Annotated in this window: 13 protein-coding genes; 7 read left to right on the top strand and 6 right to left on the bottom strand. The window is 69.4% G+C overall.

What is annotated here, in order from left to right:
• Positions 1–28: 28 nt before the first annotated feature.
• Positions 29–955, bottom strand: a complete 927-nt coding sequence (tsf, locus tag OX89_RS14405; protein ID WP_047351148.1) for a translation elongation factor Ts — start codon at positions 953–955, stop codon at positions 29–31.
• A 105-nt stretch (positions 956–1,060) separates the two neighbouring features.
• Positions 1,061–1,813, bottom strand: a complete 753-nt coding sequence (gene rpsB, locus OX89_RS14400) for a 30S ribosomal protein S2 (RefSeq protein WP_047351147.1) — start codon at positions 1,811–1,813, stop codon at positions 1,061–1,063.
• 249 nt (positions 1,814–2,062) lie between these two features.
• On the opposite strand from rpsB, the gene OX89_RS14395 reads away from it, so the two are divergent.
• From OX89_RS14395 to OX89_RS18865, 4 genes are all read left to right on the top strand, one after another.
• A complete protein-coding gene (locus OX89_RS14395) occupies positions 2,063–3,406 on the top strand; it encodes an amidase (RefSeq protein WP_047351146.1) in 1,344 nt (447 codons plus the stop codon).
• Between the two features lie 52 nt (positions 3,407–3,458).
• On the top strand, positions 3,459–4,715 hold the full coding sequence (locus OX89_RS14390) for an FAD-dependent oxidoreductase (protein WP_047351145.1): 1,257 nt from the start codon (positions 3,459–3,461) through the stop codon (positions 4,713–4,715).
• Between the two features lie 30 nt (positions 4,716–4,745).
• Entirely contained in the window at positions 4,746–6,326 is a 1,581-nt protein-coding gene (locus tag OX89_RS14385; protein WP_047351159.1) for an NAD(P)H-hydrate dehydratase, read from the top strand.
• A gap of 189 nt (positions 6,327–6,515) precedes the next feature.
• Positions 6,516–6,689, top strand: a complete 174-nt coding sequence (locus tag OX89_RS18865; protein ID WP_199856255.1) for a hypothetical protein — start codon at positions 6,516–6,518, stop codon at positions 6,687–6,689.
• 73 nt (positions 6,690–6,762) lie between these two features.
• Here OX89_RS18865 and OX89_RS14380 read toward each other — a convergent pair whose 3' ends face one another.
• From OX89_RS14380 to OX89_RS14365, 4 genes are all read right to left on the bottom strand, one after another.
• Complete coding sequence (locus OX89_RS14380; protein WP_369799296.1) at positions 6,763–7,344, bottom strand: hypothetical protein; 582 nt, start codon at positions 7,342–7,344, stop codon at positions 6,763–6,765.
• A gap of 134 nt (positions 7,345–7,478) precedes the next feature.
• The gene (locus tag OX89_RS14375; protein WP_047351144.1) at positions 7,479–8,480 is read right to left on the bottom strand and encodes an MlaD family protein; all 1,002 of its coding nucleotides are present in this window, start codon (positions 8,478–8,480) and stop codon (positions 7,479–7,481) included.
• Between the two features lie 64 nt (positions 8,481–8,544).
• On the bottom strand, positions 8,545–9,354 hold the full coding sequence (locus OX89_RS14370; protein ID WP_047351143.1) for an ABC transporter permease: 810 nt from the start codon (positions 9,352–9,354) through the stop codon (positions 8,545–8,547).
• A 109-nt stretch (positions 9,355–9,463) separates the two neighbouring features.
• Positions 9,464–9,922: a MerR family transcriptional regulator gene (locus tag OX89_RS14365; RefSeq protein WP_047351142.1), complete on the bottom strand. Its 459-nt coding sequence runs from the start codon at positions 9,920–9,922 to the stop codon at positions 9,464–9,466.
• Positions 9,923–9,962: 40 nt separating this feature from the next.
• Between OX89_RS14365 and OX89_RS14360 the strand changes: the two genes are divergently transcribed.
• The 3 genes from OX89_RS14360 to OX89_RS14350 all read left to right on the top strand — a co-directional run bounded on the left by OX89_RS14360 (position 9,963) and on the right by OX89_RS14350 (position 13,177).
• Positions 9,963–11,987, top strand: coding sequence for a cation-translocating P-type ATPase (locus tag OX89_RS14360; RefSeq protein WP_047351141.1), 2,025 nt, complete (start codon positions 9,963–9,965; stop codon positions 11,985–11,987).
• Positions 11,984–12,403, top strand: coding sequence for a DUF3703 domain-containing protein (locus OX89_RS14355; RefSeq protein ID WP_047351140.1), 420 nt, complete (start codon positions 11,984–11,986; stop codon positions 12,401–12,403). The genes OX89_RS14360 and OX89_RS14355 overlap by 4 nt, the downstream gene beginning before the upstream one ends.
• A 147-nt stretch (positions 12,404–12,550) precedes the next feature.
• The gene (locus tag OX89_RS14350; protein ID WP_011805791.1) at positions 12,551–13,177 is read left to right on the top strand and encodes a YitT family protein; all 627 of its coding nucleotides are present in this window, start codon (positions 12,551–12,553) and stop codon (positions 13,175–13,177) included.
• Positions 13,178–13,226 lie beyond the last annotated feature (49 nt).

The following is a 13,226-nucleotide window of genomic DNA, read 5'->3' as shown; positions in this document are numbered from 1 at the left end:
GGGCGGACGAGGCGAAGGGCGGACGCTATCAGGCGGCAGACTTGGCGGCTGCGACCTGTGCGGCCACTTCGGCGGCGAAGTCGTCCACCTTCTTCTCGATGCCTTCGCCCACCACGTACAGGGTAAAGCCCTTCACATTGGTGTTCGCAGCCTTGAGCATCTGGGCCACGGTCTGCTTGCCGTCAGCAGCCTTCACAAAGACCTGGTCGGCCAGCGAGACTTCCTTGAGGTACTTTTGCACCGCGCCGTCGATGCGCTTGGCGGTGATTTCCGCGCTCTGCGCGGGCTTGCCGGCAGCCACCAGCTCTTTGTTGGCTTCTTCGGCCTTGCCCTCGGCCACAGCACGCTCCTTGGCGATCAGCTCGGCAGGCACGTCGGCGCTGGTCAGGGACACGGGCTTCATGGCAGCGACGTGCATGGCCACATCCTTGGCAGCCGCTGCGTCACCGTCGAACTCGACGACCACGCCGATGCGCGAGCCGTGCAGGTATGCAGCCAGGTTGGAGCCGTCAAAGCGCTTGAAACGGCGGAACGACATGTTCTCGCCGATCTTGCCGATCAAGCCCTTGCGCACGTCTTCCAGCGTGGGACCGAAACCATCCTGTTCGTAAGCCAGTTGGCCCAGGGCTTGCAAGTCCGCGGGGTTGTGCTCGGCGATCAGCTTGGCGGCGGCATTGGCCATGGCGATGAAGCTGTCGTTCTTGGACACGAAGTCGGTCTCGCTGTTCACCTCGATCAGCGCACCCACGGTGCCGTTGATGAAGGACGCCACCACGCCTTCGGCCGTTACGCGGGAAGCGGCCTTGCCAGCCTTGGTACCCAGCTTGACGCGCAGCAGTTCTTCGGCCTTGGCCATGTCGCCCTCGGCTTCGGTCAGGGCTTTCTTGCACTCCATCATGGGGGCGTCGGTCTTGGCGCGCAGTTCTGCGACCATGCTTGCGGTAATTGCAGCCATCGTGTTTCTCCAGTTCTCGGGTTCAGTTCTTGCAGGATCAAAAGCTAAAAAAAAGGGGGCTCACCAGGGGCCCCGCTTTTTTGCGACGCATCGCGCAGCCCGTTATCAGGCGGCGTTTTCGTCCACTTCCACGAATTCGTCGGAGCCTTCGCCGGCAACAGCCTTCACAACGTCGTTCACGGCGTTGGCGCGGCCTTCCAGGATGGCGTCGGCAATGCCGCGAGCATACAGAGCCACGGCCTTGGCAGAGTCGTCATTGCCAGGAATCACGTAGTCGATGCCTTCGGGCGAGTGGTTGGAATCCACCACGCCGATCAGCGGAATGCCCAGCTTCTTGGCCTCAGCCACTGCAATCTTGTGGTAGCCCACGTCGATCACAAAGATGGCGTCAGGCAGGGCCGTCATGTCCTGGATGCCGCCGATATCCTTTTCCAGCTTTTCCAGCTCGCGGGCAAACATGAGCTGCTCTTTCTTGCTCATGCTTTCGAGGCCGGCTTCCTGCTGGGCCTTCATGTCCTTCAGGCGCTTGATGGATGTCTTGACGGTCTTGAAGTTGGTCAGCATGCCGCCCAGCCAACGCTGGTCCACGAAGGGCACGCCAGCGCGCTGCGCCTGCTCGGACACCAGCTCGCGGGCCTGGCGCTTGGTGCCGACCATCAGAATGGTGCCGCGATTGGCCGCCAGCTGCTTGGCGAACTTCTGCGCCTCCTGGAACATCGGCAGCGATTTTTCCAGGTTGATGATGTGAATCTTGTTGCGATGGCCAAAGATGTAGGGGGCCATCTTGGGGTTCCAGAAGCGTGTCTGGTGACCAAAGTGGACACCGGCTTCCAGCATTTCGCGCATGGTGACGGACATGAAGTTTCTCCGAAGGTTGGGTCTAAAATCCAGCGCCAATAATCACGATCCGCCAGAGCCAGCAAGTGCGCGCCGGCAATATGCCTGGCATTTGAATCACTGCTGTTCAACTGTGTTGTGCGGGCCGCAACACCTTGTGGGGGCTGGTTTGCGATTAGCCTCACCGATTACTGCGCGCCGCGCCTGCGTTGATTACGCATCCACAGCGGCCCAGATACCAGCAAAGCCGAAAGAGTTTAGCACATGCCCATGCATCCCGACCTTATATCTGTCCGCAGCCAGATCACTGGCGAGCGTGTCAGTGCGCTTGACGTACTGGAGCGCTGCATCGCCGCGGCCGAGTCCCCCGTCTGCGCCCATGTTTTTCGCCAGACCTGCTACCCCGCAGCCCGCGCAGCGGCCACCGCCGCGGGCGTGGAGCAACGGCCGCTGGCCGGACTTGCCGTATCGGTCAAGGATCTGTTTGACGTCCAGGGCATGACGACTGCCGCGGGCTCCGCCGTGCTGGCGGACGCACCACCCGCGCAGGCTGACAGCCCGGCCGTGGCGCGCCTGCGCCGCGCAGGGGCGGCGATCATCGGGCGCACCCATATGGTCGAGTTCGCCTTCTCGGGCGTGGGTGTGAACCCCCATTTCGGCACGCCAGCAGCCTACGACACACGCCACGGCGCCCTGCCCGGCCCGGCGCGCGTGTGCGGCGGTTCCTCGTCGGGCGCGGGGGTGTCGGTGGCCACGGGCGCGGCCTTCATCGGGCTGGGCTCGGACACCGGTGGCTCCATCCGCATACCGGCCGCGCTCAATGGCATCGTGGGTTTCAAAAGCACCGCGTGCCTGGTGCCCACGACAGGCACGGTGCCGCTGTCCACCACGCTGGACACCGCCTGTGCGCTGACCCGCACGGTGCGCGACGCCATCGTGGCGCACGAAATCCTGGCCGCGCGGCGCATCACGCGCAGCCCTGCGCCGTTGTCTGCATGGCGGCTGGCCGTGCCCTCCACGCTGTTTCTTGACGGGTTGGATGACACCGTCGCTGCGGCATTCGAGCGCACGCTGACCCAGTTGCGCCGCGCGGGCGCGCACATCACCGAGATCGCCCTGCCCGAGACTGCGCAGCTGGCCGAGGTGAATGCCACAGGCGGTTTTTCCGCCGCCGAGAGCTACGCCTGGCACCGGACGCTGCTGCAGCGAAGCGGCAGCGGCTACGACCCGCGCGTCAAAAGCCGCATCGAGCGCGGCGCCAGCATGTCCGCCGCCGACTACATCGACCTGCTGCAGGCGCGCCGCGCATGGATTGAGCGCATGCGGGCGGCCACAGCGGGCTTTGACGCCCTGCTGTCGCCCACGGTGCCCATCGTGGCGCCCACCATCGCGTCGGTGGCGCCTGGCAACGAGCGCGATGCCGAATTTTTTCGCGTCAACGGTCTGCTGCTGCGCAACACCGGCGTGGTCAACATGCTGGACGGCTGCGGCCTGTCGCTGCCCTGCCACCAGGCGGGCGAGCTGCCGGTGGGCCTGATGGTGTGGCATGGCGCGCTGCGCGACGACGCGGTGCTCAACATCAGTCTGCTGATCGAGAAGGAACTACAAAAATAGTAGCTGCCAGCGCTTATCCTTTCTGGGTTAGACGCACTTTTCACTCAAACTCATGCAGATCGCAATCGTGGGCGCCGGCATTGTCGGCGCGGCCACAGCTTATGAACTGGCCGCCGACGGCCACCAAGTCACCGTTTTCGAGCAGCGCGCCGCTGCTGCTGAAGAAGCCAGCTTTGGCAGCGCGGGCATGCTGGCACCATCGCTTCTCGTGCCCTGGGCTGCGCCGGGCATCGGCGGGCCGCTGCGCCGCCAAATCCGAGGCACAAACGCCACGCCGCGCCTGACCAGCGGCGCAGGCATGACCGGCCTGGGTTGGCTCTGGCGCTGGTCGCGGGCCGCGCGCGGGCCGGATGCGCAGGCACGCCTTGGCGCGCTGCAGCGCCTGGGCAGCTACAGCCTGGAGCGCACGCGCGCGCTGGCGCAGCGGTTTGAAGCAGACCTGGAAACCAGCCGCGGCACCCTGGTGCTGCTGCGCCGGCCGCAGGATCTGCAGCGTGTGCAACCTGCGCTGCAGGTGCTGCGCGATGCGGGCGTCGCCCTGAGCGAAGTGGACGCCGCCACCGCCCGCCTGATCGAGCCCGGGCTGGCCGCCGACGTGCCGCTGGCCGGCGCCCTGCACGCGCCCGATGGCGAGGCCGGCAATTGCCGCCTGTTTGTGCACGCGCTGCGCCAGGCTGCCCAGAGCCAAGGGGCGCGGTTCCTGTTCAGCACACGGGTGCACTCGCTGTCCGCCCGCTCGGCGAGCCTGCGCATCGAGGGCGAAGACGCACCCCGGCACTTTGATGCCGTGGTGCTGTGCGCCGGTCTGGCCAGCGCAGCCCTGCTGCGCCCGGTGGGGCTGCGCCTGCCCATGGCGGGCGTGCACGGCTACACCGTCAGCGCGCCCGTGCGTGAAGACACCCATGCGCCGCAGGGCACCGTGATCGACCCGGTGCACCGCATCACCATCACCCGCCAGGGCCAGCGCGTGCGCGCGTCCGGCGGCGCCGAGATCGGCCGCGGCGCCAGTTCCCACCACGCGCACCATGCGCCCACGCTGCAGACGCTGTACCTGGCGCTGTCGGGGTGGTTTCCGGGCGGCGCGCTCACCTCGTCACCCCAGGTGCAGGTCTGGCGCGGCGCACGCCCCACGCTGCCCGACGGCGCGCCCGCCATCGGCGCCAGCGGCATTTCGGGGCTGTGGCTCAACGCCGGACACGGCGCCTGCGGCTGGGCCCAGGCCTGCGGCAGCGCGCGCGCCCTGGCCGACCTGATCGCCCAGCGCACACCCGCCATTGACCTGCAACCCTTTGCGCCGCAGCGCTTTTGACCCCGGCGGCCTGGCGCCACAATGCAGCGCATGCAGCGCATCGCACCTGACCAGCCTCACGCCCTGTTTGACACCGCGGCCACGCGTCGCATCGAATCCGCGGCCGCCGCGGCCCTGGCGCCACACACCCTGATGCAGCGCGCCGGGCAGGCCACCGCGCGCCTGGCGCTGGCGCTAGCCCCGCATGCGCGCACCATCTGGATCGCCTGCGGCAGCGGCAACAACGGCGGCGACGGGCTGGAGGCCGCCATGCTGCTGCACCGCAGCGGCCACCCGGTCGTGGTGACCTGGCTGGGCACGCCCGACACCGCACCCGCCGACGCCCGCCAGTCCTGGCAGCGCGCGCACGACGCCGGCGTGCCCTTTGCCGCCGAGCCACCGCCGCTGGGCCCGCAGGATCTGTGCGTGGACGCCCTGCTGGGCATCGGCCTGCGCGCTGCCGCACCCGCGTCAACGCACACCCCGCGCACGCCCGGCGCACGCCTGCTGCAATGGCTGACCCACATGCGCGCCAGCGCAGCGCCCACGCTGTGCGTGGACCTGCCCTCGGGACTGATCGCAGAGACCGGCCAATACGCCCCCGGGCTGGCGCCCGCCACGACGGCCACCCCGGCAGCCCCGCGCCACACGCTGGCGCTGCTCACGCTCAAACCGGGGCTGTTCACCGGCCACGGGCGCGATGCGGCGGGCAGCGTGTGGTTTGACGACCTGGGCGTGCCTGCGACAGCCGAATTACCCTGCGCCTGGCTGGCCGGGCCGCCCGCCGTGGCTGCACGCGCGCATGCCAGCCACAAAGGCAGCTTTGGCGATGTGGCCATCGTCGGCGGTGAAGGGCTGGCCGCACGCGGCATGGGCATGACGGGCGCGGCGCTGCTGGCCGCCAGCGCGGCCCTGCACGGCGGCGCCGGGCGCGTGCTGGTGGCGCTGCTGGACGCAGGCACGCTCACATCCACGCCACACCGCCCCGAGCTGATGCTGCGCCGCTTTGACGCGCTGGCGCTGCAGCACACCACGGTGGTCTGCGGCTGCGGCGGCGGCGCAGCCGTGGCCGCCGTGCTGGAGCAAGTGCTGCAGCAGGCGCCGCGCCTGGTGCTGGATGCCGACGCGCTGAACGCCATCGCCGCCAACCCTGCACTGCAAGCGCTGCTGCGCGCACGCGGCGGACAGCCCGACCGCGCCACCGTGCTCACGCCGCACCCGCTGGAGGCCGCGCGGCTGCTGGACACCCCCACCGCCAGCGTGCAGGCCGACCGCCTGGCAGCCGCCCATGCGCTGGCTGACCGCTACGGCTGCGCGGTGCTGCTCAAGGGCTCGGGCAGCGTGATCGCCGCGCCGGGGCGCGCTGCCGTCATCAACCCCACGGGCAACGCACTGCTGGCCACGGGCGGCACGGGCGATGTGCTGGCCGGGCTGGTGGGCGCGCGGCTGGCTGCCGCCGCAACCCACCGCCCGGACGGCGCCAATGCCCCCGGCAGCGCCTTTGCAGCTGCGGACATGGCCTTTGACGCCGCCGCCCACGCCTGCTGGCAGCACGGCGAAGCGGCCGACCGCTGGCCGCAGGGCCACACGCTGACGGCCGGCGCCCTTGCCAGCCTTCTGCCACCAGGGTGATGCAGGGGTGGGCCCCCAGCCAGCAAGCCTGACTACTTGCTTGCAGAAGTAATTGTGTTTGCAGGCATCGACAAACGGCCTTTTTGTACGCCCGGTCTGACACACGGGGCTCAGCTTTGGCAGTTAAATGGGGCCTGGCTTTAGCGCCTTCACCTTACCGATTTTTTCACCATACCGGAGGTCACTGCCATGAAACGCCGCCTGCGCCCCGGATCACACGCATCCGCAGCTTTTGCGATCACCGTGCTGCTGGCCGTTGCGGCCAGCGTAACGACCCTGGTGCCGCACCAAACGGCCCAGGTGGCTGACTCGCTGGTGCACAGCCAACTGGATCAGCTGGTGCCGGCGGGCCTGTTTGACTGACACCAGCACCACGACTGCAACCGCGCCAGGTCCGCACCAGGGCCGGATGCAGCCGCAGCGCCGAGGGCGATGTTCACCGGCGATTTTCCGCAGGCGCCCCGGCGCTTTCCACCAGGGCAATGCGCCGGCGCAGCGCGGCCTCCAGGGGCGCATCGCCCGCCTGCGCGGCGCGCTCGGCGCGCAGCAGCAGCCAGGCCAGCAGCGGGCGGCGCCAGCCCTGGGCGGAGGCGGTGTCGGTGGCCAGCACCATCACCTCGGGCGTGGCGCGGCCGGCCTGGTATGCAGCGCCGGCAGCCACCAGACGGGCCAGCGGGTCGGCAATGGCTGCGATAGCCTGCACACTGGCAGTTGCGGCGCGCTGCGCATCGGGCAGCAGCGCGGCCTGCGCGGGCGTGGCGCGACCGGCCAGGTAGTCGGCATAGGCTTGTTCGGGCGCCGCCGCATCGGCGCGCAGCGGCTCGAACGCGGCGCAGGGCTGCAATTGCACGCTGGCCACCTGGGCGGCGCAGCGCATCAGCTCCAGGCGCGACAGCAGTTCGGGGCGGCCGGTGCGTGCCACCTCGGCGCGTGCGCGGGTCCATTCCTGTTCAGCCACGCGGGTGTTGCCGGATAGATAAGCCTCGGTCGCCCGCCCGGCCGCGCTGTGGGCGTTCATCTGCCAGTCGGGCACCGGCGGTTGGCTGGTGCAGGCGGGCAGCAGCGCGGCCAGCAGCAGGGCCTGCGCAATCGCTGCGCGGCAGCGAAAAGCCGGGATCAAGGCGGGGACGCGCCGCATGGCAGTGATGACGGTCATGGCAGTTTCAGCTCCGTGTCGCGGGCAAAGGGCCATTTGCGGTTGATCTCGTTGACCAGACTGTCCACCTTGCGCAGACTGCTCTCGACCTCGGCGCGCAGCGCGCCCAGGTCGGTGGTGGCCTCGCGGGCGTTGGCGCCCACGGCCTGGGCCTCGGCCAGCACGGCGTCCACCTTGGTCAAACTCTGGCGTGCGTCGGCCAGCAGGGCATTGAGCTGCACCACGGCGGCGCGCACCTCGGGCACCAGGCCGGCTTCGCCCGGCGCGCCAAAGACCTGCCTGTCCGCCTTGGCCGCCATGCCGTCGATGCGGGCGAGCAACTGGTTGGTGCGCTCCAGCGTGGTCAGTATCTTTTTGGCATCCGCCTCGTTGCCCATCAGCACGCCCAGGGCGCCGCCGGGCGCGTTGAGCCGCTCAGTCAGCGTGCGCACCTGGACCAGGGCGCCGCCCAGGGCGGAGTCGGCGCCGGTCATGGCATTGAGGTTGTCCAGCAGCTGGCGCGCCGATGCCATGAGCTGCGGAATCTCCGCCGTGGCGTCGCCGCGCAGCACCGGGCGCTCGGCGCCGTCGGCCAGCGGCGGGTCGGTCAGGATGCCGCTGTAGGCCTTGATGGTGGTGCCGCCCACCAGCCCGCGCACCAGGGTGAACACGCTGGACGTGCGCAGCCAGTGCGCGTCGCGCCGGGCCACGTCGATGAGGATGCGCACATTGCCGTCCCGCGCCAGCTCGATGCGGCGCACCCGGCCGATAGGAAAGCCCGAGAACGTCATGTCCATGCCCACTGCCACGCCTTCGGAGTCGTCTGCAGTGAGCACCAGGCGCTGCGTGGGCTCGAAGGCGCCGCGCGCATACAACAGGTACAGGCCGGCGCCCACGATCAGCAGCAGTGTGAACAGCAGCAGCGCCACGGTCTTGCGCTCCAGATGGGCCACGGGCGGCGGCAACTCGGCCAAGGGCGGCTGGGACAGCGGTGGGTTGGGACTTTGCGGGTCGGTCATTGCATGAGTGCCGGGAAAATCAATGGCGTGGGTAGTGTCGGCAAGGTCGGTGACGTCGGTAATGTCAGTAGTAATTGCCCATGAGCGAGATCACCTCGATGAGCAGCAGCACGGCGAACATGCGTGCCAGCCCGCCCAGCTCCGAGTCGGGCTGCTGGGCCTGGCGTGCGTCGCCGCTCTCGTAGAGCCCCGAAGCCATGGGAATCAGCGCCACGGCCAGGCTGAAGAACACGGTCTTGAGCACGAACACCAGCGTGATCTGCGGCGCGAACACCTGGCCAAACATGCGCGTGTACACCGGCAGCCCCGCCGTGTTGAGCCCGTACACGCCCAGGTAGGCCATGACCAGCGCCACCACGCACGACAGCGCCGCCAGCGTGATGCTGGCGTACACGCCGGCCACCACGCGCGGCAGCAGCTCCATGCGCACGGGGTCGGCGCCGCGCTGGCGCAAGGCCTGAAGGTGGCCCGACTGGCGCATCAGCGCCAGCTGCGTGCCGTTGGGGATGGTGGCGCGCATCGCCACGAACAGCGCGGCGGTCAGCGGAATCAGCTCCAGCACCAGCACGCGGATCACCATCTCCAGCGCATAGCGCGACAGGCCGTAGCTGAGCGCCGTGACGACCACGATGCGCGTGATGACCAGACTGATGAGCGCCGCCAGCACCGTGAAGCCCAGCAGGATGGGCGCGGTGTCCTGGTACATGTGGCGCGCCAGCCGCCAGCGCGTGGCGCGGCCGTAGCTGGACGGCGAGAGCATCAGCACCATGACCACGGCGCCCAGGTAGATGATGCGCCACCACGCCACGGCCCAACGCCGCGCCTGGGCCCACAGGCGCCGGGGCACGATGGAAGGGTGCAGGCTGGCGTTCATGCGCGGATCATAGGCGAAGGCTGCATTCGATAAGTAACAAATTAGCCGCTAGCGCTTATGCAGCAAGCGCTAGCAGCTATTAACACCATAGCAACCTGTGCCATGGGCCTCATACATGCCTGCGGGTCGCCGGCCCTGCGGGCGGCACGGGATCGGCATCGGCGCGTGCATGCAACGCCTCGATCACGTGGCACTGCCCTCCCGTGCCGTCGCAACGGCTGCGCAGCGACAGCAGTTCCTGCTCCAGCGTCGCCAGCTCGGCCATGCGCGTGCGCACGTGCGCCAGGTGCTCGTCCAGCGTGACGCAGGCGGCATGGCCGTCGGCGGTACTGCAGGCGTCCAATGCCAGCAGGCCGCGCACCTCTTGCAGCGACATGTCCATGGCGCGGCACAGCCGCACGAAGCGCAGGTGGTGCACCTCCTCGTCGCTATAGAGGCGGTAGCGGTTGTCCGCACGGGTCTGCGCGGGCAGCAGGCCTTCTTTCTCGTAGTAGCGGATATTGGCCGGCGGCACGCCCGAGAGCCGGGCGGCATCACCAATGCGGTGGCGGGGGCTTTGTCGCAACATGGCTTGACCTTCGAGTGGCTTCAAGGTTTCCAATCATGGCATGAGCCACAACCTCCAATCCCGTTCCTACTCCCCTTCCCAAGACCCGGTCACGGCGCCCCTGCCCGCCCCCATTGCCGCCAGCGCGTGCAGCGGCTGCGCCTGCAGCGCACCGGCGGGCGATGGTCCCGACCACGGCACGCTGCCCGGCTGGCCGCGCATCGCCGCGGCGCTGGCCCTGGCCGCCAGCGCCGAGGTGGCGCACTGGCTGCAACAGGACTACGCAGGCATGGCTCTGGCCCTGGTGGCGATCGCGCTGTCGGGCCTGGGCGTGTACCGCGTGGGCCTGCAGGATCTGGCGCGCCTGCGCCTGGGCATCCATGCCCTGATGGCCGTGGCCGTCACCGGCGCCTTCCTCATCGGCCAGTGGCCGGAGGCGGCGATGGTCATGGCGCTGTACGTGGCCGCCGAGCGCATCGAGGACGGCGCCATGGATCGCGCGCGTCACGCCATTCGCAATCTGCTGCAACTGGCGCCCGCCACCGCTGACGTGCTGCAGCCCAATGGCACCAGCCAGCGCTTGCCCGTGAACGAGGTGCCGCTGGGTGCCACCGTGCGCATCGCCCCGGGCGCACACGTACCGCTGGACGGGACCATCGTCCAGGGCAGCAGCAGCGTGAACCAGGCCCCCATCACCGGCGAAAGCCAGCTGGCAGACAAGGCCCCGGGCGATCCGCTGTACGCCGGCAGCGTGAACCAGCAGGGCGAACTGCTGATGCAAGTCAGCACCCCGCCGGGCGACACGCTGCTGGCGCGCATCGTGCGCGCGGTGGAGCAGGCACAGGCCAGCAAGGCCCCCATCCAGCGCTTCGTGGACCGCTTTGCCGCCATCTACACGCCCGTCGTGTTCGCGCTGGCCGTGCTACTGGCGTTGCTGGCGCCGCCGCTGATGAAATGGACCTGGGCGCAATCGATCTACCAGGCGCTGGCGCTGCTGGTCATCGCCTGCCCCTGCGCACTGGTCATCTCCACCCCGGTCACGGTGGTCAGCGCACTCACCGCAGCGGCGCGGCGCGGCATCCTCATCAAGGGCGGTAGCGCGCTGGAGGCCGCGCGCAGCCTGCGCGTGGTGGCTCTGGACAAGACCGGCACGCTGACCACCGGCAGCCCCGCGCTGGTGCAGTGGCAGACGGTGAGCGGCGCCGATGCCGACGCCGCCGCCGCCGTGGCCTGGCAACTGGCCAGCCGCTCCGAGCACCCCGTCTCACGCGCCATCGCAGCCGGCCTGCCTGCGGCCACCCACAATGGCGTGCAACACCTGCAAGCCCTCCCCGGCCGCGGCGTGCAGGCCGACATTGGCGGACAGCGCTGGCTGCTGGGCAACCTGCGCCTGATGCGCGAACAGGGCCTGGCCGACGCCGCGCTCGAGAACGCCCTGGCGCAGCATGAGCGCCAGGGCCGCACCGTCACCCTGCTGGCCGACACGCACGCCGTGCGCGCACTGTTCGCCGTGGCCGACCCGTTGCGTGCCCAGGCGCGCCAGGCCATCGACCAGCTGCGCGCGCTGGGTCTGCATCCTGTCGTGCTGAGCGGCGACAACCCGGCCACTGCCCAGGCCATTGCGGCAGAGGCGGGTATCCGCGACACACAGGACGTGCTCGGTGGCCTGCTGCCGCAGGGCAAGCTGGATGCGCTGGCCGCGCTGCAGCGCACCCGCGGCCCCACCGCCATGGCGGGCGACGGCATCAACGATGCGCCCGCGCTGGCCCAGGCCGACGTGGGCTTCGCCATGGGCGGCGCACACAGCACCGGCATGGCCATGGAGACGGCCAACGTGGTGCTCATGAACGACGACCTGCGCCGCATTCCCGACACCGTGCGGCTGGCACGCCGCGCACACGCCGTGCTGTGGCAGAACATCACCCTGGCGCTGGGCATCAAGGCCGCGTTCTTCACCCTGGCGCTGCTGGGCATGGCCAGCATGTGGATGGCCGTGGCAGCCGACATGGGCGTGAGCCTGCTGGTGGTGGCCAACGGGCTGCGCCTGCGCCGCGGTGCCTCTATCGCGGCGAAGGAGGCCGCATGACCATGACCCAATCACCACAAAGCCGCCAGCGCGCCGCCTACGACTACCTGCTGCAGCGCTGGCGCACCAGCGTGGATGCGCCCACCGAACAGCGTTGGCGCTACCTGGAGGCCGCCCATGTGGTGGGCCAGAACCGCCTGGGCCTGCACTGGCGCGCGCACTGGCAGATGCTGCGCTTTGCGCGCCAGTTGGGCGACGCGCCGGAGGCTCGGGGCCAATGGGCGCGGCTGGGCCTCACGCTGGTGGGCCACCTGGTGCGCCGGCTGCCGCAGGGCAACATCGGCCGTGCCAGCGTGCCCGCGCTGCGGCCCATGGTGCCCAGCGTGGCCGTGCGCGCATGCATCACCGAAGCCATGCAGGCCACCCAGCCCCCCGGCACGCCGGGTGCGTCAGAGATGAGTCAAATCGACCTCTAGCGCCCGCCTGACAAGCGCAAACAGCTCACCTTTTAGGAGCATCACACCACCCAGACACGGGAATTTGACCCAGCGCAAGACACAACGACCGATGCCGTGGTGCAATCGCGCCCCCGCCGGTCACCACGGCGACTGCCGATCCCGCCCATGTCCACCACCACCGCCAACGCCGCTCCCGCCATGGTCCCGCACACCCGCACCGAAGACGCCGTGGCGATTGGCGTCGGCGTGACGCTGATCTCCGTGGGCGTGGCCTTCCTCGCCAGCGCCGGGCTGCTCACCGGCGGCATGGCGGGGCTGGCCTTCGTGCTGCACTACGCCACGGGCATCGGCTTCGGCAAGCTGTTCTTCGCGCTCAACCTGCCGTTCTACTGGCTGGCGCTGCGCAAGCTGGGCCTGGCCTTCACGCTCAAGACCTTCGCGGCCGTGGCGCTGCTGTCGGTGCTGTCGGAGCTGCAGTCGCAGTTCCTGCAGATCAGCGAACTGCAGCCGCTGTATGCGGCCATCACCGGCGGGCTGATCATGGGTATGGGCTTTTTGGTGCTGTTTCGCCACCGCTGCAGCCTGGGGGGCGTGGGCATCATGGCGCTGTACCTGCAGGACCGCTTCGGCTGGCGCGCCGGCAAGGTGCAGATGGCCGTGGACTGCTGCATCGTGCTGGCGGCGCTGGTCACAGTGGAGCCGCTGCGCGTGCTGTGGTCGGTCATCGGCGCCGTGGCGCTCAACCTGGTGCTGGCCATGAACCACCGGCCAGGGCGCTACATGGCGGTCTGACGGCACGCGGCCGGACCATCGCCGGGCGCTCGCTCTGGCGGGAACTTCC

The organism is Diaphorobacter sp. J5-51, assembly GCF_001023515.1.
Taxonomy (GTDB): domain Bacteria; phylum Pseudomonadota; class Gammaproteobacteria; order Burkholderiales; family Burkholderiaceae_C; genus Diaphorobacter; species Diaphorobacter nitroreducens.
This window is presented reverse-complemented; position numbering and strand designations above follow the sequence as displayed.